This is a genomic window from Streptomyces sp. NPDC046866, assembly GCF_040704625.1.
Taxonomy (GTDB): Bacteria; Actinomycetota; Actinomycetes; order Streptomycetales; family Streptomycetaceae; genus Streptomyces.
In genome coordinates, this window is sequence record NZ_JBEYXN010000002.1 from 283,243 (window position 1) to 305,220 (window position 21,978).

Below are 21,978 nucleotides of genomic sequence, written 5' to 3' on the forward strand. Positions count from 1 at the left end.
GCGTTCCTACGCCTGGCCGTGGCGGTGGTCCTCCGGTCCGTCGTCTTTGTCGGGCTGAGCGGCTTCCTCGCCCTGTACGCGGCGGCGGTGGCACCGGCGGGGCGGCGGCCCTGGCCGCCCTGTACGGCGGCACCGCGGCCGGCACGCTGCTCGGCGGGCGGCCGGCGTCGCGCCGGGGCGGGCCACCGCCGTCCGGCGGGCCTACGCCGCGGCCGCGCCCGCCGTCGCTCCTGCTGCCACGTCTGCGCTGCGCCGGCCGCCACCGGCCTGCGCGTGCCGTTCTCGCTGCAGGTCACCCTCGGGCAGGACTGCCTGCCGAGCCGCACGGGCACGGCGAGCGGGGTCAGGCCGGGCCTGGCGGTCAGCGTCGGCGGCCCGCTCCCGGAGCCTGGGCCCACCTCGCCCTCGTACCGACGTGCCGCGGTGGCGGGTTCAGTGCCGCGGCCGGGCCCGGTGGGCCTGCCAGGCGGCCAGGGCCTCGGCCCGGGCCCCGTCCGGGTGGCGGGCGTGCCAGTCGCGCAGGAACCGGTTGAACTCGAACTGGGCTCCGACCTCCCGGGGTTCGGCGGCCAGCGCGCGGGTGGCGTGCCAGTGGGCGACGGCCTCGGCGAGGGTGTGCCCGGCGCCGTCGGCGATGTAGTCGCGCATGGCGGCGTCGAAGTGGAAGGCGGGGCCGATCTCGCGGACGAAGAACTCCCGGAGGACCTGGCTGCACCGCTGGCCCTGCGGGATGACGGTGGCGCCGTCGACGGGGGCGGCGAGCTGCCGCCCGGCGGGCCGGCGTGTCGGGCGGGGCGGCTCGGGCTGCGGGAGCCCGTCGAGCGCGGCCGCCAGGCGGTCGGTCAGCGCGGCCTTGCCGCCGCCGGCGGAGAGCCCCATCGCCCGGGCGAGAAGGGTCAGTTCGGCCAGGGTCCAGTACCAGCGGCGCAGTTCCGCGCCGGTGAGCTCCGCAGTGAGGTCGGGACGGGACTCCCCCGCGTTCGTACTCATGTTCACATCCTAGGCCGCGCGGACCGGCAGCCGGACGCGCCCGCTCCGCCACCCCGTGCGGCCTGCCCCTGCCGGGCCGCAGGGACGGGGCACCGCTCCCCCGCCCCCTCGCGGCGGGGCGGGGCCGGGGCCGGGTGCGCCGGTGCTCACAAGGCTTCCGGGGTCACCGCGAGGGAGTGCAGGTAGCGCATGAGCGTCATCAGGACGTCACGGCTGGAGTCCCGGCGGCGGGCGTCGCAGACGACCAGGGGGACGGACGCGGGCAGGTCGAGGGCCTGGCGGAGGTCCTCCAGGGGGTGTTCGGGCGCGTCGGGGAAGGAGTTGACGGCGACGACGAACGGCACCCCGCGCTCCTCCAGTCGGCCGATCACGTCGAAGCTGACCTCCAGGCGGCGGGTGTCGACCAGGACGACGGCGCCGAGCGCGCCCTCGAACAGGCCCCGCCACAGGAACCAGAAGCGCTCCTGGCCGGGGGTGCCGAAGAGGTAGAGCACCAGTTCTTCGTTGATGCTGATGCGGCCGAAGTCCATGGCCACGGTGGTGGAGGTCTTGCGCTCCACGCCGGCGGTGTCGTCGACGCCGACGCCGGCCTGGGTCATCGTCTCCTCGGTGGTCAGCGGCCGGATCTCGCTCACGGAGCCGACCAGGGTCGTCTTGCCGACGCCGAAGCCGCCCACGATCACCACCTTGACGGCGGCGGCGGCCGTGGCCGGCAGCGCGTCCTCGCGCCGCGGCCCGGCCGGGAGGGGCCCGCGGTGGGGGGCCGGGGGCGGCTCAGAGCTTTCGAAGTCCATCGATGACTGCCTCTATCAGTGCCAGGTCGGGGAGTTTGGCGGGGGCGACGGGCGGGCGGGAGAGCACGTGGCCGGCGGTGAGCAGGTCGCCGAGGAGTACGGTGACCACGCTCACCGGCAGGCCGAGGTACGCGGAGATCTCGGCCACCGACAGCGGCGAGTGGCACAGGCGCATGATCGCCGCGTGCTCCGGCTGCATCCCGGGCCTGGGCCCCGACTTGGCGACGATCAGGGTGACCAGGTCGAGCGTGGCGGGGTTCGAGGCCCCGCTGCGCCCGCCGGTGATCACGTACAGCCGCTCCGGTGTGCCGTCCTCCCAGTCCCGGCCCGGGTTGCTCACGCGGAGGGCCCGTCGAGCCGCGGCGGGCTGCTGAGGTGCTCTCCGATCCGGGCGACGAGGTCGCGCATGCGCTGGCCCATGAGGCCGGCGTCCACGCCCTCGTCGGCGAGGACGGCGAGGTAGGCGCCGGAGCCGGCGGCCATCAGGTAGAAGAAGCCGCCGTCCATCTCGATGACGACCAGCCGCATCCGCCCGCTGCTGTGCGGGAGTTCTGCGGCGACGGCGCCGGCGAGGCTCTGCAGTCCGGCGCAGGCGGCGGCGAGCCGGTCGGCGGTGTCGGTCTCCGCGCCGTACTGGGCCATGCGCAGTCCGTCGGCGGACAGGACGATGACGTGGCGGGTCTGCGGGACGCTCTCGGCCAGGTCCTTGAGCATCCAGTCCATGTTGGCCAGGTTGGTCTGCTGCTGACTCACGGCTGTTCCCCCTTGCTCGCCGCGGTCGGCGAGGCGTCTGTGTGCTGGCTTGCTGCGCCGCTGCGGCTCGCGGCGGTCCTGCTGCTGCTCTCCCCGGTCAGGCCGCCCTGGAAGGCGGCCAGCCACATCCCGGGCTGGACCTCGGGCTGCGGTTCGGGGTCGGGCGCCGCGCCGTCCCGGGCGGCGGTGGCCGGGACGGGTGCCGGGCCGGCGGTGCCGCCGGGCAGGTCGGGCGCGGCGACGCGGGCCCGACGGCGGCGCTGCGGGAGGCCGGTGGCGGTCCGCTCGGTGACCACGGGTACGTCGTCTGCGTCGGACCAGTGATGCGGGCCGGTGACCGGCCGGGCCGGCTGCGGCGGGGCGTCGGCCGCCCCGGCGGCGGAGGTCCCGGCGGCGGAGGACCCGGCCGGCGGGGCCGGGCGCTCGGGGGCCGGCGGGAGGGCGGCCCGGGGGCCGGAGGCGGTGCCGATGCCGTGGGCGACACCGGTGGCCGCGGAGACCGTGGTGATCAGGGCCTGCGGGATCACCAGGACGGCGCGCACACCGCCGTACGCGGACGAGCGCAGGGAGACCTGGAAGTCGTAGGCCTGGGAGAGCCGGCCGACGACCGCGAGGCCGAGGCGCGGCGTCTCGCCGAGGTCGGTGAGGTCGATGCCCTCCTGCGCCTGGCGGAGCATCCGTTCGGCCCGCTTGCGGGCCTCCTCGCTCATGCTCACGCCGCCGTCCTCGATCTCTACGGCGATGCCCGAGTTCACGTCGACGGCGGTCAGGTGGACCTTGGTCTGCGGCGGCGAGTAGCGGGTGGCGTTGTCGAGGAGCTCGGCCAGGGCGTGGATCAGCGGTTCGACGGCCGGGCCGACGACGGCGACCTGCGAGACCGAGTGGAGCTCGACGCGCTGGTAGTCGATGATCCGCGACATCGCGCCGCGCAGCACGCTGTACAGCGGGACGGCCTTGGACCACTGGCGGCCGGGCCGGGCGCCGCCGAGGACGGCGATGGAGTCGGCGAGGCGGCCGATGAGCGCGGTGCCGTGGTCCAGGCGCAGCAGGTCGCCGAAGACCTCGGGGCTGCGGCCGTGGCGGTCCTCCATCTCGCGCAGCTCCTGCGCCTGCTGGTGGACGATGGCCTGAACACGACGGGCGATGTTGACGAAGGCGCGCTGGGCGGAGTCACGCAGGTCCTCCTCCGCGACGACGGCTTCGAGGACGGAGCGCAGCACGGCACGGTGGGCGGCGCGGAACTCGGGGGTCAGGCCGGGACCGTGCGTTCCGGGCTCTTCGAGGGAGGAGAGCACCTCCTCGGGGAACTCGCCCTTGCGCAGGCGCTCCACGACGTCGGGGAGCAGCTCCTGGGCGAGGCGTACGGTCTCGGTCTGCTGCCGGTACAGCGCCGCCTCCTGCGCGGCGACCGCGGCGCGCAGGAGGACCACGGCCTTGCCGCGCCGGGCGGCCTCACCACAGGCGAGGGCGACCGCCACGAAGGCGAGCGCCCCCACCCACGCCACGGGAGTGCGGGCGGGTGCGGACACCACTGCCACGGCGACGGCCGCAGCGACGGCGGTCACCAGCGGGGGCAGCGCCCATAGGGCGGGTGAGGTGGGCCCTGGACTTCCGGGCGACGATCCCACGCGAACCATCAGAACCCTCAAACGATCGAAAGCGAATGATCATATGACAACGGCCCGGAATCCTAGCGCCTTCGGCGCACGGGTCTTGACAGCAGGTCATGATCCGGACACAGCGGGCCGGTTGGCGACGGCGGATCTGGCCGAAACCGGTGTGCGGGCCGGTCGGAGGGGGGACCGGCGGCGTACCGGAAGCCCCTTCGCCCGACGGGCACCCCGTGCGGAACGCCCCCTTCCTCCCGGGTAACTTGATCTTCGGGCCGGAGGTGACCAACCGGCTCGTCAGCACAACCACGGAACAGGAGCGCACGCGTTGAACCAGCAGGCGCGCGAACAGGCACACCCCTTCCTGCACCAGCACGAGCGGCTCATCGCCGCCTGCGCCTATGAACTCGGCCCGGGCGTACCGTACCCGCCCGAGTCGCTCATCGCCCCGCCGGAGCCCTCCTCGCTCGGCCGGCGGATCGAGGCCAGGGTCCCCCGCCCGCTGCGGGAGTTGGTCAAGTCCCAGCTCGACCCCCGGCACTCCAGGCCCGCCGCCGCGGCGAGCGCCCTCGACCGCGCACCGGACGCCGTCGACGACCTCGGCAGCCGGCTGGTGCACGGCAGGAGCATGGAGGGCGGCTGGCAGAGCGCCGCCGGCCGCTTCGTCGTCAGCCGCGCGAGCGCCCGCGGCTCGGTGACGGGCGTCCTCGCCGTCACCGACCGCCGGTGGTTCGCGCTCACCGACGTCTCGCCGCTGTGGCGGACGACGCCCGTGATGAAGCAGTACTGGGAAGCACCGCGCTCCGCGGTCTCGGCGCTGCGCGCCAACCCCAAGGGCATGCTCCAGAAGGGCCGCATGGACATCGAGTTCACCGACGGCTCCTGGGTCGCGGTGCTCGCCTCGCCGGCCGCCCACGCGGCGCCCTTCGCCCAGGCCGCGGCCTACCACCGCTGAGGGCCCCGCCCGGGTCCCCGGCATCAGCGCGAGGTGTCGAACACCTCGTCGCGGACGGCGGTGAGGGCCTCCTCCAGGGCGCCCCGCAGCACCGGCCGCTCGCGGATCTCGCCGAGGACGAGGGGCGGACGGCACACCGAGAGCCCGGCGAGCTCGGCCTCGACGAGTTCGCGCAGGGGCTCCCCGCCCGCGAGCATCACACCGCCGCAGAGCACGACCAGTTCGGGGTCGAGCACGGCCGTGATCGAGGCCAGGCCGGTGGCGACACCGGCCGCGAACTCCTCCAACAGGGCCCGGTACGGCCCGTCTTCGGCCCGCGCGGCATGCTCCACCACCGCGGTGGCCACCCGGAGCACGGAGTGCTGCGCCGGCCGGCCGCCCCGGGGCCGCAGGGCCTCGATGTCCGCGCAGTAGTCGAGGCCGAGGCGCTCCGCGATCCGCGGCACCGCCTGGCAGCCCGCGAGGTCCTGGTAGCCGCCGGTCTGCGCCGCGTCGACGTCGCGGACCAGGGGCGTACCCGGCACGGGCATGAAGCCGACCTCGCCCGCGCCCCCGCTGCGGCCGCGGTGGAGCCGTCCGCCGAACACCAGCGCGCCGCCGATGCCCTCCTCGTTCCACAGCAGGAAGAAGTCGTCCCGGCCCCGGGCGGCTCCGCTGCGGTGCTCGGCCACGGCGACGAGGTTGACGTCGTTCTCGCACCGGACCGGCACCGGCAGCCCCTCGGCGAACTCCGCGGCCAGCGTGGGCGATCGCCAGCCGGTGAGGTGGCTGGGGTAGCGCAGGCGGCCGTCCTTCGGGTCGAAGGCCAGGGGCGTGCCGATGACGACCCGGTTCAGCGCCTCCGGGGCGAGGCCCGCCGCGCGGGCGGCGCCGGCCAGGGCGGCCTCGACCTGGCGGACCTCGGGCCCGAGCCGTTCCGGTCGGGCCAGTTCGTACGTGCCCAGGGTGCGGCCCGACAGATCCGCGACGGCCGCGGTGATCAGGCCGGGGGTGACGTCCAGTCCGGCGGCGTACCCTGCCGCCCCGTTGACCGTGTACAGGACGGCGCCGGGCCCCCGGTGGCCGGCGGAGGTGCCGCTCTCCACCACCAGGCCGGCGTCCTCCAGCCGGGCCAGCATCTGCGAGGCGGTGGGCTTGGACAGCCCCGTCAGACGGCCGATCTGGGCCCGGGAGAGCTCTCCGTGGGCGAGCAGCAGCTCCAGTGCGGCCCGGTCGTTCATCGTCCGCAGTACCCGGGGGACCCCGGGAGTCGTCGCCTTGTTCACACGAGCCCCGAGCTCCGATCGGCAGGTTGGTTTTCAGTCTATCCGCCGATCAAGGCCCGGTGCCCGGCCGCGCTCCGCCCGCCGGGCGGCAGCGGGGCCCGTCAGAGCCCCGGGATCATGCCGTAGTAGCCGCCGATGCGGCTGCGGTACTCCCGGTCCGGATGCAGGAGCTCCTCCGGTATGTACCGGGGCGCGTTCTTGATCTGCTCCTTGGTCAGGCCGACACGGACCTCCTTCGCCTCCGTGTCGATGGCCGTGACGGTCCCGGCGGGCAGGAGGACCTGCTTGCCGAAGATCCACGGGCCGGTGTCGACCACGAGATAGGCGTCCCCCACCTCGTCGGAGTGCTTGTCCACCTTGCCGATGCCGCCGTCGGCGGCCTCCACCTTGAACCCGGTCAGGTCCACGTCGGTGATGCGCCCGACCATGACGCGGTAGGCCCAGACATTGCCGTCCATGGGAGAAACAGCTCCTTTCTCGGTTCGCCCGACCCCGCGGGCCTCGGTACGCCCCGTCTGCCCCTGGACACGGCCCGTACACCTTGCAGGCGCCGAGAAGCGTTTTTACCGTTTTATGTGGAACGCGCGGGGCAGGCGGCAGGAGAAGTGCGGGCTGCGGCCCGCCCCCGCCACGACGACCGGATCGGAGAAGTCGTATGAACGTTCCGCAGTCCGGCGCGCGCTCCCGTACCCCCGACCCCTCCGCCCGCGCGGCCCTCTTCGACGTCGACGGCACGCTCACCGACACCAACGCCCTGCACGTGACCTCCTGGTGGGAGGCCCTGCGCCAGGCCGGACACCGCATCCCCATGCACGCCGTGCACCACGCCCTGGGCCTGCCGGGACGGGACCTGCTGGCGCACCTGCTGGGGCCGGAGCGCGACGAGGCCGAGGCAGAGCGGATCAACACCGCCCACGACGTGCTCTACGCGACGTACTTCGACCGCATCACCACCACGCCCCGCGCCGGTGACCTCCTGCGCGCGCTCGCCGCCGAGGGCTGGCGCGTCGTGCTGGTGACCTCGGCCTCGGGAGCGGAGCTGTCGGCACTGCTGCGGGCCATCGACGCCGACGACGCGATCCACGCCACCACCAGCGCGGACGACGTCGACCACGGCAAGCCGCACCCGGAACCCGTCCACCAGGCCCTCGAGCTCGCCGGCACCGCGCCCGACAGGGCGGTGTACGTCGGCGACAGCGTCTGGGACATGCGGGCCGGCCGGAACGCGGACGTGGCCTGTGTCGGGCTGCTCTGCGGCGGCATCCCCTCGGCGGACCTGGAGGCGGCCGGCGCCCACTGCGTACGGCAGGACCCGGCGGACCTCCTCGCCGGCCTCGGCACCGGCCCCTTCGCCGAGGTGGGCGCCTGAACCGGCAGCACGGCGCGGCACCCCCGAAAACAACGGCACGGCAAGGCACGGCAAGGCAACGCAAGACAAGGCACGGCAGCACAAGGCAAGTCAAGGCAAGCCACACGAGCGGAGCTGTGACATGACCCCCGACCTCGACCGCTCCCGGTCCTCCCCCGACCCGGAGCGCCTCCTCGGCATCTACCTCAACGACCACCTCGGGGGCGCGACGGCCGGCGTCGCCCTCTCCCGGCGCATGTCCCGCGCCCACCGCGGCACGCCCTCGGAAGCGCCGCTGGCCGCACTCGCCCAGGAGATCGCAGAGGACCGCGACAGCCTGCGCGAGGTCATGACGGCCCTCGACGTGCCCGTCATGACGGCCCGGTCCCTGGCCGCCTCGCTCGCCGAGAAGGCCGGCCGGCTGAAGCTGAACGGCCGGATCCTGTCCCGCTCCCCGCTCAGCGACGTCCTCGAGCTGGAGGCCCTGCGCCTGGGCGTGGAGGGCAAGCTCGTGATGTGGCGCTGCCTGCAGGGCATCGCCCGCACCGACGACCGGCTGGCCGAGCACCACATCGACGAGGCGGTCCTCGACCGCCTGCTGTTCCGCGCCGCACGGCAGATCGGGGTGCTGGAGCGGCTGCGCGTCGCGGCCGCCGAGCGCGCTTTTTCTGCCGGCCCCGAGGTGTCCGTACGGGCGCGGCAGGCCGGCGAGCGCCACGGGCGGCACCACCACCGGCGCCCCTCCCACCGGAAGGCCGGGTGGGCGTCATGAGGGTCGTCGTCACCGGAGCCACCGGCAACGTGGGCACCAGCGTGGTGCGCGCCCTGGCCGCGGACCCCGCCGTCTCGGACGTCCTCGGCGTCGCCCGCCGCGTCCCCCGTGACGAGGTCCCCGGCGTGCGCTGGGCGGCCGCCGACGTCGAGCCCGGCCGCGCCGACCTCGACGCGGTCCTCGCCGGAGCGGACGCCGTCGTCCACCTCGCGTGGAAGTTCCAGCCCACCCACGACCCCGTGGAGACCTGGCGCACCAACGTGCTGGGCAGCATCCGCGTCTTCGAGGCGTGCGCCCGCACCGGGGTGCGCACCCTGGTGTACGCCTCGTCGGTCGGCGCCTACTCGCCGGGGCCGCAGGACGGTCGCCCCGTGGACGAGTCCTGGCCCACGCACGGCTGGCCCGGCGCGGCGTACACCCGGGAGAAGGCCTACCTGGAGCGCTACCTCGACGGCTTCCGGCTCAGCCACCCGGAGCTGCGGGTGGTGCTGATGCGGCCCGCCTTCCTGTTCAAGCGGGCGTCGGCGTCCGAGCAGCGGCGGATCTTCGCCGGTCCGCTGCTGCCGTGGAAGCTGGTGCGGCCCGGATTCGTCCCGGCGCTGCCCGCCGTGACCGGGCTCCGCTTCCAGGCGGTGCACACCGACGATGCCGCCGAGGCCTACCGCGCGGCGGTGCTGCGGCCGGTCCACGGGCCGTTCAACCTGGTCTCCGACCCGGTCCTGGACACCGCCGCCGTCGCCCGCCTGCTGCACGCCCGTACGGTGCCGCTGCCGGCCGGCGCCGCCCGCGCCGCGCTGGCCGCCGCCTGGCGGATGCACCTCGCACCGGCGGCGCCGGGGCTGCTCGACGCGGTGCTGAGGCTGCCGCTGCTGGATGCCGGGCGCGCCCGCACGGAACTCGGCTGGGAGCCGGTCCGTTCGGCCACCGAAGCGATCGGGGAGTTCCTGGAGGGGCTGCGCGAGGGCGCCGGCCTCGACACCCCGCCCCTCGCCGGCGCCGGCGCCCCCGCCTCCACCGCCCGCCGCTGATCACCTGCGGTCAGCCCAGGGCTCGGGCGGCTGTGCGGAGGTCCGAGACGAGGCCCTGGTACAGGGCCTCGCGGTCCTCGCCCCGCAGCACGGCCGAGGGGTGGATCGTGGCCAGGCCCTGCCCGTGCAGGGCCCCGTCGTCGAGCGTCGGCAGCGGGACCAGCAGGCCCCGCCGCTCGCCCACCCGGAAGCCGCTGCCCCACAGCGCCCGGCCCGCGGTCGCCCCCAGGGCGACCACGAGGTCCGGGTCCACCAGCCGCAGCTCGGCGGCCAGCCAGGGCCGGCAGGCGGACAGTTCGCGCAGGGTGGGCTGCTTGTGGATGCGCCGCTTGCCGCCACCGGACGGCCGGACGAACTTGAAGTGCTTGACGGCGTTCGTGACGTAGGCCGCGTCGATGTCCAGGCCGGCATCGTCCAGGGCCCGCCGCAGCAGGCTCCCGGCCGGCCCGACGAAGGGCTCGCCCCGGCGGTCCTCCTGGTCACCCGGTTGCTCGCCGACCAGCATCAGCCGGGCCGAGGCGTCTCCGGCGCCGAAGACGGTTCCCGTCGTGCCCTCGTACAGCGGACAGCCGCGACAGCCGGCCGCGGCCTGCCGGTGCGCGGAGAGACCGCCGCGCACCGGCAGGAAGGGACGGGCGTCGTACCCGTCGGCGGCCGACGTGTCGCCGCCGGGCCGTGTCCCGGTGGCGCGCGGCACGGTCAGGACCCCTTGCCGCGCCCGCTGATCAGGTCGCGGGCCCGGTCCACCAGGCCGAGGCCCGGACCGAGGAGCTTGTTCGCGGGAGGTGTGGAGGGGCTGCCCGGGTGGGGCCGGGTCGGGGCCAGCTTCTTGGCCCGCCGGATGCGGTCGCCGAGGTCGTCCAGCGCCTCCTGCGGGCAGTTGTGCTGCAGGGTCGGGAAGAGGTTCTCCTCCTCGTCCTTGATGTGGGCGAGGACCTCGGTGCGCAGGTCGTTCACACATGCGGTGAAGCCGGCTCCGGCGGGGTCCAGTTCCTCCAGCTGCTTCAGCATCTCCTCGACACGGGAGTGGTCCGCGATCTCCTTGTCGGCGATGAGGTCGCCGCCGTCCAGGTGTTCGCGGACGGCCGGATAGAGGTACTGCTCCTCCGCGACGGAGTGGCGGACGAGTTCGATGGTCAGCTGGTCGGCGATCTCGCGGCACCGGCCCGGGTCCTTCTCCGTCGCGAGCCGGGCGAAGAAGTCCCTGACCTCGTCGTGGTCGGCGGTGAGCTCGCGCACCACGTCTCCTCCGTGTCCCATGGTGTGCCTACCTCCTGTGGGCTGCGGGTCCGGGACGTTCGCCCGGACGCTCATGACGGGCGCCTGCCCCGGGGCCCCGCCGTCATGCGCCCACCCGCCGAAAACACCGCCGGACGGGGGACGGGGGACGGCGGACGGCGGACGGCCTCGGGCGGACATGCGACGGCGGGCACGGCGCAGACCCGCTGCGCCGTGCCCGCCGCGCCGAGCCGAACCGATCAGCGCTTCTTGTCGCCGATCTTCCTCATGTGGGCCGCGGTGTCCGACGCGGACTCCTTGACGCGCCCCTTGGTCTTCTCGGCCTTGCCCTTCATCTCCATGCTCTTGTCGTCGGTCATGGAGCCGATCTCTTCCTTGGTCTTGCCCTTGGCCTGTTCGGCCTTGCCCTTCAGCTTGCCCATGGCGGACTCCTGACGCTCGGGGGTTACCGATCGCCTGGCGGCTACCCCGGATGGGGACACCCATGCCCGCCGGCGAAGCGCACCCTGACTCACAGGCATGAGAAGCCGCGTACGTGGTAGACGCACCAGGTTCCCCCGTTCGACAGGGACCTGGAGGTACCCATGATCATCCTGGGGCTTATTCTGCTCATCCTCGGCTTCGTCTTCGGGATCTCGATCCTCTGGACGATCGGCGTGATCCTTCTCGTGATCGGCCTCATCCTGTGGGTGCTGGGCGCCATGGGGCACGCCGTCGGAGGCCGGAAGCACTACTACTGACGATGCGCACCGCACCGGCTGCCCGCCCCGCACCGCCGCACGACCCCCGGGACCACCGGACGGGGATACCGGCGGAGAAGGCGGGTAGCCGCGCATCATGAACTCCTTCCCCGACAGCACCCTGGCCCTGCTCACCCGCGGCTACGCGTGGCGGCCCGGCCGCGGGCGGAGCCCCGGCGGCGATCCGGTCCGGGTACGGCTCCTCGGCCGCCGTGCCTACGTCCTGTCCGGGCCCGACGCGGTCGGGTTCTTCTACGACGAGGAGCACATCCGGCGGCGCACGGCCGTGCCGGGGCCGGTCCAGGACACCCTGTTCGGGCGCGGCCCGGTGCACACCCTCGACGGCGCCGCGCACCGCACCCGCAAGGCCCTGTTCACCGGCCTGCTGATGGATCCGGAGCGCGTGGCGGCCCTCGGCGAGCGGGTGCTCACCCTGTGGCGCCGCGAGCTGGCCCGGTCCCGGGGGCGGGAGCTGTGCGTGTTCGAGGCGGCGAGCCGGGTCCTGGCCCGCGCGGTGTGCGGCTGGGCCGGCCTGCCGCTGTCCGAGCGGGACATGCGGCGCACGGCCCGCGACTGCGTCGCGATGGTCGACGGCTGGGGCACCCCCGGGCCCCGGCACTGGCGGGCGCGCCGGGCGCGACGGCGCCAGGAGAAGCTGTTCGCGCGCCTGGTCCAACGGGCCCGGGCGGCGGACGCCGCCCAGCCCGCGTCCGCCGCCCGGGCGGCGTCGCCTTCCGGGCTGCCGGCCCGTCCCCCGTCGGTCCTGGAGGCCGTGGCCCGGCACCGCGATGCCGACGGGTCCCTCCTCGACGCGCACACCGCGGCCGTCGAGTTGCTGAACGTCGTGCGGCCCACCGTGGCCGTGGCCTGGTTCGCGGCCTTCGCCGCCCACGCACTGCACCGGTGGCCCGAGGAGGCCGCCGCGCTGCGGGAGGACGGCGGTGGGCGGGCCCGCGCCTTCGCCCAGGAGGTCCGCCGGTTCTACCCGTTCGCACCGTTCGTCGGCGGCAAGGCCGCCACCGACCTGGTCCTGGGCGGTGAGCGGATCCCGGCCGGCAGCCTGGTCCTGCTCGACGTGTACGGCCAGAACCACGACCCGGCCCTGTGGGAGGCCCCCGAGCGGTTCGACCCGGCCCGGTTCGACGGCCGGCCGCCCGAGCCCGACGTCCTGGTCGCCCAGGGCGGCGGGGATGCGCGCAGCGGGCACCGCTGTCCCGGCGAGGACATCACCGTCGCGCTCGTCTCGGCGCTCGCCGCGGACCTCGCCCGGCGCTCCTGGACCGTCCCGGAAGGCCAGGACCTGCGGATCCCGCTGCACCGCATGCCGACGCGGCCGCGCAGCGGCATGGTCATCGTCCCCGGCCCCTGAGCACCACCCGCGACCGCGTCACCCCCGTGAGGCACTCCATGACCCGTCCGAACGACCGTGACCCCCGCTACCCCGGCGAGCTGCGGGCCCCGCGGGAACTGGAACCCGCCGAGCCGCCCCAGGAACCGCTGCCCAAGGACCACACACAGGCGATCCTGGAGACCACGAAGCAGGTGGCCGCACTGCTCAAGCGGTCCGGGCACCCCTTTCGCCCTGGCGGGCAGCGTGGCCGCCTTCGCCCACGGACTGCCCGCGAGCTTCCAGCACGACACCGACTTCTGCGTGCGCCCCGAGGACGCCGACGAAGCGATCAAGGCCCTCGAGGACGGCGGCATCACCATGCGCCGCGCCCCCGAGGACTGGCTGGTCAAGGGGCGCTCGGGCGGCGAGGAGATCGACCTGATCTTCGAGCTGGCCCGGCGCCCGGTCAGCACCGCCCTCCTGCAGCGCGCCACCGTCAAGGCGGTGGACTCGGTGTGGATGCCGGTGCTCTCCCCCACCGACCTGATGGACAGCCGCCTCGCCGCCCTGTGCGAGCACTACTGCGACTTCGGCGACCTGCTGCCGATGGCGCGCATGCTGCGCGAGCAGATCGACTGGGCCCGGCTCGACCGCGACCACCGCGATGCGCCGCTGGCCGACGCCTTCCTCCACCTGCTCGACAGGCTCCACGTCATCGACCGCCCGGACCCGGACAGGACGGAGCACCGACCATGAACACGGCCGACATCATCGAATACCGCATCGAGCACCTGCGCGACCGGCTCGCCCGCGAGGAGGCCGCCGAGCTGAGCGTGCAGATCGAGATGCACGGGTCCCGGGCCGTCCTGCGCGGCTGCGTCACCGACGAGGGCACCCGGGCGGCCGTGCTGCGGCTGGCCCGCGAGGAACTGGCCGGCTTCGACTGGTACGAGGACGTCTCCGTGTGCCGTCCCGAGCCCCCCGACCACGTGGAGGAGCTGTCATGACCCGTGTCGCAGCCGTCGGAGACATCCACCTCGGGCCCGAGAGCGCCGGGACGCTGCGGCCCGCCTTCGACACCCTCGGCACATGCGCCGACCTGCTGCTCCTGGCCGGCGACCTGACCCGGCACGGCACGCGCAGCGAGGCCCGGGTGGTGGCGGCCGAGGTGGCCGGCCTGCCGGTGCCCGTGGTCGCGGTGCTCGGCAACCACGACTACCAGAGCGGGGAGGAGGAGGCCGTCACCGAGGAGCTGTGCGCGGCGGGCGTGCACGTCCTGGAAGGCGACGGCGTCCTGCTCGACCTCGACGGGGCGCGGGTCGGCATCGCCGGCACGAAGGGCTTCTGCGGCGGCTTCGCCGGGCGCAGCGGCAGCGAGTTCGGCGAACCGGAGATGAAGGCGTTCATCCGGTACACCCGCTCCTGTGCGGAGGGCCTCGGCCGGGCCCTGGGCGGGCTGGGCGCGTCCGGCAGCACGCTGCGGATCGCGCTCACCCACTACGCGCCGGTCCCGGACACCCTCGCGGGAGAGCCGTCGGAGATCTTCCCCTTCCTCGGCAGCTACCTGCTGGCGGAGGCCATGGACGCCGAGGGCGCCGACCTGGCGGTGCACGGCCACGCCCACCTCGGAACCGAGCACGGCATGACCGGCGGCGGCATCCCGGTCCGCAACGTCGCCATGCCCGTCATCGGCCGGGCCTTCGCCGTGTACCACCTCACCCCGCACCGCCGGCCCGCCGCGGCGGGTAGCGCCGCGGGTTCCGGGTAGCCGCGGAGAGAAGGCGACCGGCCGGCACCGCACGGCCGCATCCGCAACCGTCCGCATCCGCCACCGTTCCGCATCCGCGTCCGGACCCGCATCCGGAGCCAGGAAGGAAGACCCGATGCCCAGAACCGCGCCGAGCCCGCGGCGCGCCCCGACGCCCCGGCTGTTCGCCCCGCCCGGGGTGTACCGCCCGCAGGCGGACACCCGGCTGCTGGCGGCGGCCCTGGACCGGGAGGAGCTCGCGCCGGGCACGGCCGTGATGGAGATCGGCACCGGGACCGGGGCCCTGGCCCTGCGCGCCGCGGACCGGGGCGCCCGGGTCACCGGGGTCGACGTCTCCTGGGCGGCGGTCCTCGCCGCGTACGTGAACGCGCTGCGGCGGCGGCTGCCGCTGCGGGTGCTGCACGGGGACTTCGCCGCGCGCACCCGCGGCCAGCGCTTCGACCTCGTCCTGGCCAACCCGCCCTACGTCCCCTCCCCCGAGCCCGGGACGCCGGCCCGCGGCCCCGCCCGCGCCTGGGACGCCGGCCCGACCGGGCGCCTGGTCATCGACCGGATCTGCGACCTCGCCGCGGCGCTGCTGCGCCCCGGAGGCGTCCTGCTGCTGGTCCACTCGGGCATGTGCGGGCCGCAGACCACGGTGCGCAACCTGGAGCGGGCCGGCCTCTCCGCACGGATCGTGCTGCGGGCGGCCGTGCCGTGGGGGCCGGTCCTCCGCTCACGCCGGGCCTGGCTGGAGAGCCGGGGCCTGGCCCACGCGGGCGATGCCTGGGAGGAGCTGGTGATCATCCGTGCCTGCTGCCCGTGAGCCCGACCCCGCACCCGACCCCGCCCCGGGCCCGTCCGGGCCGGCCCGTCGGGTGACGGTGGACCCGCACGGCCCGGTGCTCGTCGAAGGCCCGGTAGAAGTGGTGCTGGAGGACGGTACGGTCGCCCGCTCGGACCGCTTCGTGGTCGCCCTGTGCACCTGCCGCCGCAGCCGCACCCCGCCCTGGTGCGACACCAGCCACCGCCCGCGCCGCCGGGACGCGGCGGCTCCGGCACCGCAGGCGCCGGCCGCCGACCCGGCCCCCGCCGCGCCCGACGGCCCCGAGGCGAAGGCGCCCGACGACAGGAGTGACCCGTGACCGACCCCGACCGCCCCGGCCTGGTCCCGGCGCGCGGCGTGCTCTCGCAGGCCCTGCTGGACGCGCTGCGCACCGGGCGGCTGCCCGTGTGCCCCCCGGCGGCCCTCGATCGCGCCGACCCCTGGGGCGAGGACCTCCAACTCGCCCTCTACCTGCTGTACGAGCTGCACTACCGCGGCCTCGACGAGGTCGACGACGAGCGGGAATGGGACCCGGACCTGCTGCGCCTGCGCCGCGGTCTGGAGGGCGCGATGCTGCGCGCCCTGCGGTCCGAGCTCCGGGACGCGCCGCGCCGGGTCGAGGAGGCCTTCGGCCCGCTGCTCACCGAGCCCGTCGCACCTGCCCACAGCATCAGCCACTACCTCGAGGAGCGGGGCGAGCTCTGGCAGATGCGCGAGTACGCCGCCCTGCGCTCCCTCTACCACCTCAAGGAGGCCGACCCGCACCTGTGGGTCGTCCCGCGCCTCTCCGGCCGCGCCAAGGCCGGGATGGTCGCCGTCGAGTACGACGAGTTCGGCGCGGGCCGCGCCGAGGCCGTCCACTCCCGCCTCTTCGCCGAGCTCATGGCCGACCTCGGGCTCGACCCCGCGTACGGCACGTACCTGGAGCACGCCCCGGCGCCCGTGCTGGCCACCGTGAACCTGATGTCCCTGCTCGGTTTGCACCGGGCTCTGCGCGGGGCGCTGGTGGGGCACTTCGCCTGCGTGGAGGTGACCTCCTCGCCGGGATCCCGCCGGATGGTCCGCGCGATGCGGCGCCTGGGCGCGGGCCCGGCCGCCGAGCACTTCTACGCCGAGCACGTCGAGGCCGACGCCGTCCACGAGCAGGTGGTGCGCCGCGAGGTCATCGGGGGGCTGCTCGCCGACGAACCGGGGCTGGAGGCCGACGTGGCCTTCGGCTGCGCGGCGACGCTGCTGCTGGAGGACCGGCTCGCCGCGCACATCGAGACGGCCTGGCAACGGGACGCCTCCGCGCTGCGCGTGCCCCTGCCCTGACCGGGACGGCCGGCCGGGGGCAGGGGCACGGTTGCAGGGGCAGGGTCGGGGCCCGGGCGGCCGGGGCCGGCTCACAGCTCCCGCAGGGCGGGCAGCAGCTTGGCCTCGGCCCAGTCGAGGAACGGCTCCTGCCGGTCCCCGCCGATCTGGACGAGGGCGACCTCCGTGAACCCGGCGTCGCTGTAGGCGCGTACGGCCTCGACGACGGCGTCCACGTCGTCCCCGCAGGGGATGGCGTCCGTGAGGTCCTCGGGGCGGGTGTGCTGCGTGGCCGCGGCGAAGCCGGCCGGGCCGGGCAGCTCCGCGTTGACCTCCCAGCCGCCCGCGGACCAGCGGAACTGGTCGTGGGCGCGCGCCAGGGCGGCGTCCCGGTCGGTGTCGTAGCAGAGGGCGAGCTGACCCGTGCAGGGCTTGCCGGAGCCGCCGTGGGCGGCGAAGGACTCCACGAGCCCGCGGTCGGGCTCGACGGCCACGAGGAGGTCGCCGTACCGCCCGGCGATCTCGCAGGAACGGGGCCCGGAAGCGGCGATGCCGATCGGCGGCGGCTCCTCGGGGAGGTCCCAGAGCCGGGCGTTGTCCACGTCGAAGTGGGTGCCGTGGTGGCTGACGGGGCCGCCTTCGAAGAGGGCGCGCACGATCTCCACGGCTTCCTCGAGCATCTCCAGGCGGACGGGCGCGGCGGGCCATCCGGCCCCGATGACGTGCTCGTTGAGGTTCTCACCGGAGCCGAGGCCCAGCCGGAAGCGCCCGCCGGACAGGAGCTGCATCGTGGCGGCCTTCTGCGCGACCACCGCGGGGTGGTAGCGGAAGGTCGGGCAGGTCACGTACGTCATGAGCGGGATGCGGGTGGTGGCCTGCGCGGCGGCGCCCAGCACGCTCCAGGCGTAGGGCGCGTGTCCCTGGGTCTCCAGCCAGGGGAAGTAGTGGTCCGAGATGACGGAGAAGTCGAACCCCGCCCGCTCGGCGCCCACCACGTGGTCCACGAGGTCCCGGGGGCCGGCCTGCTCGGTCATCATTGTGTATCCGATGTGCACCATGCCCGGCGCCTTGCCGCTGGTGCCGGGCCGAAACCTGCGCCGGTGCCGCCGGGCCGCCCGGCCCCCGCTCGTCCCCCGGTCATTCCCCGGTCATTCCTCGCCCAGGGCCTTCTTCAGCTCGGCCTTGTTCATGTCCGAGCGGCCGTGGACGTTGCGGCGCCTGGCCTCCTCGTACAGCTGGTCGTACGTGGGCCCCTGCGCGCCGCTGTGGGAGCGCAGTCCGCCGCGCCGGGAGGAGGAGATGTCCTCCAGGGACGTCCTGCTCGCCGTCTCCGACTCGCCGGCGCGCGCCCTTTCCTTGTTCACGGTGCGGGCCGCGATCTCCTTGGCCCGCTCCTCGCTCTCGCCCCCGTTCCTCGGCGCTCTCCTTGATGTGTTCGTACTGGCGTTCCCTCTTGCTGCTCCAACTGCGCGGCATGGTTCCCTCCCGCGAGGAGTCGAGTGGTCCGGAGTCGCCCCCCGGTGGTGCTGGCGCTTCGCCCCGCGTCTACCCGGCGGCGGCGCCCCCACGCGCCCGCAGGAGCGGGACCTGCCCGCGCGAGGACTGCACGGGCAGAGGCAGGGGTAGGCGCAGCGGTCAGCCCGAGGAGCCGCCATGACCCTGCTCACGATGGGAGTGGAAGAGGAGTTCCTGCTGGTGGACGGCGTCAGCCGGCGGCCCGCGGACCGCGCTCCCTCGGTGATCGCCGCGGCTGCCGCGGAACTCGGCCCGCAGGTGCAGGCGGAGTTCTTCACCGCCCAGGTGGAGGTGTGCACGGAGCCGGTGGCCGCCACGGACGCGCTGCGGGCCGAGCTGGCCCGGCTGCGGCGCGCCGCCGTCGCGGCGGCCGGGGCGTCAGGCTGCCGCCTGGTGGCGACGGGGACGCCGGTGGTGCCGCCGGTCCAGCCCCTGACCGTGACGGACACCGACCGCTACCGGCGGATGGCCCGGAAGTTCGCCGCGTACGTCGGCGAGTACGACGGCCTGGTCTGTGGCTGCCACGTCCACGTCGGCAGCATCGACCGGGCCTGCGCCCTGGCCCTGGCGAACCACATGCGGCCCTGGCTGCCGGTCCTGCAGTCGCTCACCGGCAATTCGCCCTTCTGCCTGGGCCGGGACACCGGCTTCGAGAGCTGGCGGTTCAAGACCTTCGCCCGCTGGCCCACCGTCGGCCCGGCCCCCGTGCTGCGCGAGAACCAGTACGAGGCCCGCGTGGGCGCCCTCGTCGCACGCCGGGTCCTGATGGACCGCCGGATGGTCTACTGGTACGCCCGCCCTTCCGAGCACGTGCCCACCCTGGAGATCCGCGTCCCCGACTCCAACGCCGACCTGGACACCGTGGTCCTCGTCGCGGCGCTGGTCCGCGGGCTCGCGCAGAGCCTGCGGGCGGAGGGCGCCGAGGAGCGGCCGCCGCCGCGCGCGCCGAACCGGCTGCTGCGCTGCGCCCACGAACTCGCCGCCTCCCAGGGCCTGACCGGCTGGGGGCTGGACCCCGTCAGCGGCGAACAGCTGCCCGCCGGCGTCCTGGTGGACCGGCTGGTGGCCCGTGCGGCCCCGGGGCTGGAGGCCGCCGGAGACCTGCCGCTGGTGGCCGAACTCCTGGCCCGGCTGCGCCGCAACGGCAGCGGGGCGAGCCGGCAGCGGGCCGTCCTGCGCCGCACCGGCCGCCTCACCGAGGTCGTCGACGCCCTCGCCGCCACCACGGAGGCCGTCTGACATCCGGCCGGCGGGTCCGGGCGGATCAGGTGCGGCGCAGCTCGGCGGCGCCGAACGAGACGTCGAAGCGGTCGCACCAGATGGTCACGCTCGTGTAGTCCGCGAGCTGCACCTCGGCGGGGATCGGATAGTTCTGGTCGCCCTTGTTTCCCTTGAGCTTGCCGAGGCTGAGGTGCTTGCCGTCGTCGAACACGCGCCAGCCCGCCACGCCCTCCTTCACCGGGGCATCGGTCAGCCAGACGCGCAGGTCGGGTCCGTTGCTGGTGTCCAGGCCCTCCAGCCGGAGCGTCCGGGACCCGTCGGGGAGCTGCACGATCCTGGCCGTGCCGGTGGTCGTGTGCTCGTGGCTGATCAGCCCGCCCTCGGCGAGGGTGCGGGGACCGGCCGGCGCGGCGGCGGAGCCGCCCGGGGGCGCAGCCGCCGGCGTCCGCGGCTGGGCCGGCGCGCCCGGGAGCGCCTCGTCGACCTTCTCGTCCGTCCACAGTTTCCAGGGCTGGAACCAATACAGCCCGACGCACGCCAACGCCACCGCCGACACCACCGCGCCGAGCACCGCCCTGCGCCGCTTCCCGCTTCCTGCCATCCCGTCCGCTCCCTCCGCTCCCACCTCGCCACCTGCGCTCGGGGTGATTCAACTGCGTGCCCGGCCCCGCTTCCAGCGGCGGCCGATGACGATTCCCTTACGTGCCCTTGCGGCCCGGGCGCGGGCCCGGACTCTTCGGGCGCCCCTGCCCCGCTTCCACAGCCGTGCGGCGAGGACGGCCGCGGAAACGGCGAAGAGGCAGGCGGTGATCAGCAGCCACCGCCCCAGGAAGACGCCGGCCGGCAGGCCGGTGGTCGCCGTGTACCGGTCCACGTCCCGGAGCACCAGCGGCCAGTACACGAGCAGCAGCACCCCGGAGACGAAGGCCGGAACCCGGACGTGGTTGAGGCCGGCCCGCGGCGGGCGTTCCCCGTCCCGCGCGCCGTGCCCGAAGAGCCGCTGGACGGCCAGGTCGGTGACCGCGTACAGCGGCAGGAGGACGAGGTCGTGCAAGAGCGCGGCCCCGACGAACCACAGGGCCACGCCGAGGGCGTCCCCCTTCGAGCAGGCGCAGGCCGGCGTGGCAGGCCAGGGCGAAGGAGGCGAGGGCGAGCAGCAGGTGGAGCGGGGAGGCGCCGTAGCGGCGGCGGAAGGCGCGCGCGGCGGCGCCGGCGGCGGGACTCCTCACGACGGCTCCCCGAAGGTGAGGCGGGTGACCCATTTGGTGGTGTGGACGCCTGGGGCGCCGGGGACGATCACCCGGGCCGGATGGCCGTGGTCGCGGGAGAGGACGGCCCCGTTGACCCGTACGGCCAGCAGCGAGCGGGCGTCCCGTACCTGGCGACCGCTCAGGACGACGGAACGGAACGAACCGCCCCGCTGGACGGATTCGACCAGGACCTGCGGGGTGTGCGTGCCCAGGCCCACGAGCGCGGCCAGGTCGGTGAGGCGGACGCCGCTCCAGTGCTGGTCCGGGGTCGACCAGCCCTCCACGCAGGCGATGGGCAGCAGCGCTTCGTGCTGCGGCAGATCGAGCAGTTCGGAATGGGTCAGGTCGATCCGGCGGCCCGGGCCGCGCACGGTCAGCCGCCAGGCCGGACCGATGTCGCAGTCGCGGATGCCCACGGAGGCGGCGGTCTTGTTGATCTGGAAGCCGTTCGGGCCGGAACCCGGGTCCCGGCCGTGCGGCGCCAGGAGCGCCGTCCCGGTGAACCGGCCGCCCGCGCTCTGCCCGGCGGTCACGGCGAGCAGCGCGAGGGAGCCGAGCCCGACCATCCCCACCGCGCCGCGCCGGGAGATCGTGGGAGCGGCCGGGCGGGGCGCGACCAGCCCGGCCGCCTCCTCGCTCCCCGGGGCCGGCTGCCGCCGCGGCCCGGCGCGCAGGGCCCGCACGGCCCGCCCCAGCCGGAGGGACACGTGGACCGCGAAGGCGCCGATGAACACCCAGGCCCCGTAGAAGTGGAGCGCGTAGAAGGAGCCGGGGAAGACGTAGTGCAGCTGCACGTTGAGGATGCCGGTGGCGAACTCGAACCCGGCGCCCGCCACCAGCAGGAGCAGGGAGAGGCGCTCGACGGCCTGGGCGGCCGACCGCACCGGCCGCCAGGCGAAGAGCGTGGGGATCACCGACCACAGCTTGGCCAGGAGCACGGGCACGAGCACCACGCCGAGCGTGACGTGCACCCCCTGGGTGACCCGGTAGAGCCAGTACGGGGAGGTCGGCCAGGAGAAGAGGTAGAAGCCCAGCACGCCCTTGCCCGGGGTCTGGTCGTTGACCGGCGCGAGGTCCGGTTCGTACGCGGCGTACGACAGCAGGCCGGTGGCGAAGAGGACCGTGATGCCGATGAGCAGGACGATGCCGAACACCGCGGTCAGCCAGGGGCCGCGCAGCGGGCTGCGCCAGAACTCCGGGCGGGAGGGTCCGCGCGGCGGCCCGGCCGCCCACGCGGACGCCAGGGCCGACCGCAGCCGGGCGCCGTGGCCGCCGCGGCCCGGTGCCGCGGGACGGTCCGCG

The 21,978-nt window shown here is 75.0% G+C and carries 26 protein-coding genes and 2 pseudogenes; 13 read left to right on the forward strand and 15 right to left on the reverse strand.

All coding sequences use genetic code 11. The features are described 5' to 3' along the window. Positions 1–432 precede the first annotated feature (432 nt). From AB0953_RS04575 to AB0953_RS04595, 5 genes are all read right to left on the reverse strand, one after another. On the reverse strand, positions 433–990 hold the full coding sequence (locus AB0953_RS04575) for a DUF6434 domain-containing protein (RefSeq protein WP_366857908.1): 558 nt from the start codon (positions 988–990) through the stop codon (positions 433–435). Between the two features lie 146 nt (positions 991–1,136). Then, complete coding sequence (locus AB0953_RS04580; protein WP_366857909.1) at positions 1,137–1,784, reverse strand: ATP/GTP-binding protein; 648 nt, start codon at positions 1,782–1,784, stop codon at positions 1,137–1,139. Further along, positions 1,765–2,124, reverse strand: a complete 360-nt coding sequence (locus AB0953_RS04585; RefSeq protein ID WP_362182429.1) for a DUF742 domain-containing protein — start codon at positions 2,122–2,124, stop codon at positions 1,765–1,767. The genes AB0953_RS04580 and AB0953_RS04585 overlap by 20 nt, the downstream gene beginning before the upstream one ends. Beyond that, a complete protein-coding gene (locus tag AB0953_RS04590) occupies positions 2,121–2,507 on the reverse strand; it encodes a roadblock/LC7 domain-containing protein (RefSeq protein ID WP_366858175.1) in 387 nt (128 codons plus the stop codon). Before AB0953_RS04590 ends, AB0953_RS04585 begins: the two co-directional genes overlap by 4 nt. A gap of 26 nt (positions 2,508–2,533) precedes the next feature. Continuing rightward, positions 2,534–4,174: an ATP-binding protein gene (locus AB0953_RS04595; protein WP_366857910.1), complete on the reverse strand. Its 1,641-nt coding sequence runs from the start codon at positions 4,172–4,174 to the stop codon at positions 2,534–2,536. A 301-nt stretch (positions 4,175–4,475) separates the two neighbouring features. On the opposite strand from AB0953_RS04595, the gene AB0953_RS04600 reads away from it, so the two are divergent. Next, positions 4,476–5,102 carry a hypothetical protein gene (locus tag AB0953_RS04600; RefSeq protein WP_366857911.1) on the forward strand — a complete coding sequence of 209 codons (627 nt, stop codon included), beginning with the start codon at positions 4,476–4,478 and terminating at the stop codon, positions 5,100–5,102. Between the two features lie 23 nt (positions 5,103–5,125). Here the strand turns inward: AB0953_RS04600 and AB0953_RS04605 are convergent, their stop codons facing one another. Next, entirely contained in the window at positions 5,126–6,322 is a 1,197-nt protein-coding gene (locus AB0953_RS04605) for an ROK family transcriptional regulator (protein ID WP_366857913.1), read from the reverse strand. 146 nt (positions 6,323–6,468) lie between these two features. Continuing rightward, positions 6,469–6,825 carry a PRC-barrel domain containing protein gene (locus AB0953_RS04610; RefSeq protein WP_366857915.1) on the reverse strand — a complete coding sequence of 119 codons (357 nt, stop codon included), beginning with the start codon at positions 6,823–6,825 and terminating at the stop codon, positions 6,469–6,471. A 197-nt stretch (positions 6,826–7,022) separates the two neighbouring features. Here AB0953_RS04610 and AB0953_RS04615 point away from each other — a divergent pair, with 197 nt between their 5' ends. The 3 genes from AB0953_RS04615 to AB0953_RS04625 all read left to right on the forward strand — a co-directional run bounded on the left by AB0953_RS04615 (position 7,023) and on the right by AB0953_RS04625 (position 9,515). Further along, complete coding sequence (locus tag AB0953_RS04615; RefSeq protein WP_366857916.1) at positions 7,023–7,736, forward strand: HAD family hydrolase; 714 nt, start codon at positions 7,023–7,025, stop codon at positions 7,734–7,736. Positions 7,737–7,857: 121 nt separating this feature from the next. Continuing rightward, positions 7,858–8,487, forward strand: a complete 630-nt coding sequence (locus AB0953_RS04620; RefSeq protein WP_366857917.1) for a hypothetical protein — start codon at positions 7,858–7,860, stop codon at positions 8,485–8,487. Further along, positions 8,484–9,515, forward strand: a complete 1,032-nt coding sequence (locus AB0953_RS04625) for an NAD-dependent epimerase/dehydratase family protein (protein WP_366857918.1) — start codon at positions 8,484–8,486, stop codon at positions 9,513–9,515. The genes AB0953_RS04620 and AB0953_RS04625 overlap by 4 nt, the downstream gene beginning before the upstream one ends. A 10-nt stretch (positions 9,516–9,525) precedes the next feature. Here AB0953_RS04625 and AB0953_RS04630 read toward each other — a convergent pair whose 3' ends face one another. The 3 genes from AB0953_RS04630 to AB0953_RS04640 form a co-directional block, all read right to left on the reverse strand. Further along, positions 9,526–10,212, reverse strand: coding sequence for a UdgX family uracil-DNA binding protein (locus AB0953_RS04630; RefSeq protein ID WP_366857919.1), 687 nt, complete (start codon positions 10,210–10,212; stop codon positions 9,526–9,528). Positions 10,213–10,214: 2 nt separating this feature from the next. Beyond that, complete coding sequence (locus tag AB0953_RS04635) at positions 10,215–10,775, reverse strand: hemerythrin domain-containing protein (RefSeq protein WP_366857920.1); 561 nt, start codon at positions 10,773–10,775, stop codon at positions 10,215–10,217. Positions 10,776–10,993: 218 nt separating this feature from the next. Then, positions 10,994–11,176 carry a CsbD family protein gene (locus AB0953_RS04640; protein WP_366857921.1) on the reverse strand — a complete coding sequence of 61 codons (183 nt, stop codon included), beginning with the start codon at positions 11,174–11,176 and terminating at the stop codon, positions 10,994–10,996. Positions 11,177–11,338: 162 nt separating this feature from the next. Here AB0953_RS04640 and AB0953_RS04645 point away from each other — a divergent pair, with 162 nt between their 5' ends. The 8 genes from AB0953_RS04645 (at position 11,339) to AB0953_RS04680 (ending at position 16,711) form a co-directional block, all read left to right on the forward strand. Continuing rightward, positions 11,339–11,494, forward strand: a complete 156-nt coding sequence (locus tag AB0953_RS04645; RefSeq protein WP_366857922.1) for a DUF6131 family protein — start codon at positions 11,339–11,341, stop codon at positions 11,492–11,494. Between the two features lie 97 nt (positions 11,495–11,591). Further along, positions 11,592–12,863: a cytochrome P450 gene (locus AB0953_RS04650; protein WP_366857923.1), complete on the forward strand. Its 1,272-nt coding sequence runs from the start codon at positions 11,592–11,594 to the stop codon at positions 12,861–12,863. Positions 12,864–13,088: 225 nt separating this feature from the next. Beyond that, positions 13,089–13,580, forward strand: coding sequence for a nucleotidyltransferase family protein (locus tag AB0953_RS04655; protein ID WP_366857924.1), 492 nt, complete (start codon positions 13,089–13,091; stop codon positions 13,578–13,580). Beyond that, complete coding sequence (locus tag AB0953_RS04660) at positions 13,577–13,831, forward strand: hypothetical protein (RefSeq protein ID WP_366857925.1); 255 nt, start codon at positions 13,577–13,579, stop codon at positions 13,829–13,831. Before AB0953_RS04655 ends, AB0953_RS04660 begins: the two co-directional genes overlap by 4 nt. Then, positions 13,828–14,592, forward strand: coding sequence for a metallophosphoesterase (locus tag AB0953_RS04665; protein ID WP_366857927.1), 765 nt, complete (start codon positions 13,828–13,830; stop codon positions 14,590–14,592). Before AB0953_RS04660 ends, AB0953_RS04665 begins: the two co-directional genes overlap by 4 nt. Positions 14,593–14,707: 115 nt before the next feature. Beyond that, complete coding sequence (locus AB0953_RS04670; protein ID WP_366857928.1) at positions 14,708–15,397, forward strand: HemK2/MTQ2 family protein methyltransferase; 690 nt, start codon at positions 14,708–14,710, stop codon at positions 15,395–15,397. Between the two features lie 52 nt (positions 15,398–15,449). Then, positions 15,450–15,716: a CDGSH iron-sulfur domain-containing protein gene (locus tag AB0953_RS04675; RefSeq protein WP_366858176.1), complete on the forward strand. Its 267-nt coding sequence runs from the start codon at positions 15,450–15,452 to the stop codon at positions 15,714–15,716. Next, complete coding sequence (locus tag AB0953_RS04680) at positions 15,713–16,711, forward strand: iron-containing redox enzyme family protein (protein WP_366857929.1); 999 nt, start codon at positions 15,713–15,715, stop codon at positions 16,709–16,711. The genes AB0953_RS04675 and AB0953_RS04680 overlap by 4 nt, the downstream gene beginning before the upstream one ends. Before the next feature lie 71 nt (positions 16,712–16,782). Here the strand turns inward: AB0953_RS04680 and AB0953_RS04685 are convergent, their stop codons facing one another. Beyond that, positions 16,783–17,748, reverse strand: coding sequence for an LLM class F420-dependent oxidoreductase (locus AB0953_RS04685; RefSeq protein ID WP_366857930.1), 966 nt, complete (start codon positions 17,746–17,748; stop codon positions 16,783–16,785). 90 nt (positions 17,749–17,838) lie between these two features. Further along, positions 17,839–18,166: pseudogene (locus AB0953_RS04690) on the reverse strand (plasmid stabilization protein). Positions 18,167–18,343: 177 nt separating this feature from the next. Here AB0953_RS04690 and AB0953_RS04695 point away from each other — a divergent pair. Beyond that, complete coding sequence (locus AB0953_RS04695; protein ID WP_366857932.1) at positions 18,344–19,444, forward strand: glutamate--cysteine ligase; 1,101 nt, start codon at positions 18,344–18,346, stop codon at positions 19,442–19,444. Between the two features lie 25 nt (positions 19,445–19,469). Here AB0953_RS04695 and AB0953_RS04700 read toward each other — a convergent pair whose 3' ends face one another. The 3 genes and pseudogenes from AB0953_RS04700 to AB0953_RS04710 form a co-directional block, all read right to left on the reverse strand. After that, positions 19,470–20,027 carry a DM13 domain-containing protein gene (locus AB0953_RS04700; RefSeq protein WP_366857933.1) on the reverse strand — a complete coding sequence of 186 codons (558 nt, stop codon included), beginning with the start codon at positions 20,025–20,027 and terminating at the stop codon, positions 19,470–19,472. Between the two features lie 48 nt (positions 20,028–20,075). Continuing rightward, positions 20,076–20,688 (reverse strand): annotated as a pseudogene (locus AB0953_RS04705) (hypothetical protein). Next, positions 20,652–21,920: a molybdopterin-dependent oxidoreductase gene (locus AB0953_RS04710; protein WP_366858177.1), complete on the reverse strand. Its 1,269-nt coding sequence runs from the start codon at positions 21,918–21,920 to the stop codon at positions 20,652–20,654. The pseudogene AB0953_RS04705 and the gene AB0953_RS04710 overlap by 37 nt, the downstream one beginning before the upstream one ends. Positions 21,921–21,978: the final 58 nt, after the last annotated feature.

What these genes read in the sequence shown, in the direction of transcription:
- AB0953_RS04575 (WP_366857908.1), bottom strand. Translation starts at nt 990, where the DNA reads ATGAGTACGAACGCGGGGGAGTCCCGTCCCGACCTCACTGCGGAGCTC.
- AB0953_RS04615 (WP_366857916.1), top strand. Translation starts at nt 7,023, where the DNA reads ATGAACGTTCCGCAGTCCGGCGCGCGCTCCCGTACCCCCGACCCCTCC.
- AB0953_RS04665 (WP_366857927.1), top strand. Translation starts at nt 13,828, where the DNA reads ATGACCCGTGTCGCAGCCGTCGGAGACATCCACCTCGGGCCCGAGAGC.
- AB0953_RS04610 (WP_366857915.1), bottom strand. Translation starts at nt 6,825, where the DNA reads ATGGACGGCAATGTCTGGGCCTACCGCGTCATGGTCGGGCGCATCACC.
- AB0953_RS04605 (WP_366857913.1), bottom strand. Translation starts at nt 6,322, where the DNA reads ATGAACGACCGGGCCGCACTGGAGCTGCTGCTCGCCCACGGAGAGCTC.
- AB0953_RS04590 (WP_366858175.1), bottom strand. Translation starts at nt 2,507, where the DNA reads ATGGACTGGATGCTCAAGGACCTGGCCGAGAGCGTCCCGCAGACCCGC.
- AB0953_RS04625 (WP_366857918.1), top strand. Translation starts at nt 8,484, where the DNA reads ATGAGGGTCGTCGTCACCGGAGCCACCGGCAACGTGGGCACCAGCGTG.
- AB0953_RS04645 (WP_366857922.1), top strand. Translation starts at nt 11,339, where the DNA reads ATGATCATCCTGGGGCTTATTCTGCTCATCCTCGGCTTCGTCTTCGGG.
- AB0953_RS04620 (WP_366857917.1), top strand. Translation starts at nt 7,858, where the DNA reads ATGACCCCCGACCTCGACCGCTCCCGGTCCTCCCCCGACCCGGAGCGC.
- AB0953_RS04580 (WP_366857909.1), bottom strand. Translation starts at nt 1,784, where the DNA reads ATGGACTTCGAAAGCTCTGAGCCGCCCCCGGCCCCCCACCGCGGGCCC.
- AB0953_RS04685 (WP_366857930.1), bottom strand. Translation starts at nt 17,748, where the DNA reads ATGGTGCACATCGGATACACAATGATGACCGAGCAGGCCGGCCCCCGG.
- AB0953_RS04650 (WP_366857923.1), top strand. Translation starts at nt 11,592, where the DNA reads ATGAACTCCTTCCCCGACAGCACCCTGGCCCTGCTCACCCGCGGCTAC.
- AB0953_RS04635 (WP_366857920.1), bottom strand. Translation starts at nt 10,775, where the DNA reads ATGGGACACGGAGGAGACGTGGTGCGCGAGCTCACCGCCGACCACGAC.
- AB0953_RS04670 (WP_366857928.1), top strand. Translation starts at nt 14,708, where the DNA reads ATGCCCAGAACCGCGCCGAGCCCGCGGCGCGCCCCGACGCCCCGGCTG.
- AB0953_RS04640 (WP_366857921.1), bottom strand. Translation starts at nt 11,176, where the DNA reads ATGGGCAAGCTGAAGGGCAAGGCCGAACAGGCCAAGGGCAAGACCAAG.
- AB0953_RS04660 (WP_366857925.1), top strand. Translation starts at nt 13,577, where the DNA reads ATGAACACGGCCGACATCATCGAATACCGCATCGAGCACCTGCGCGAC.
- AB0953_RS04695 (WP_366857932.1), top strand. Translation starts at nt 18,344, where the DNA reads ATGACCCTGCTCACGATGGGAGTGGAAGAGGAGTTCCTGCTGGTGGAC.
- AB0953_RS04595 (WP_366857910.1), bottom strand. Translation starts at nt 4,174, where the DNA reads ATGGTTCGCGTGGGATCGTCGCCCGGAAGTCCAGGGCCCACCTCACCC.
- AB0953_RS04700 (WP_366857933.1), bottom strand. Translation starts at nt 20,027, where the DNA reads ATGGCAGGAAGCGGGAAGCGGCGCAGGGCGGTGCTCGGCGCGGTGGTG.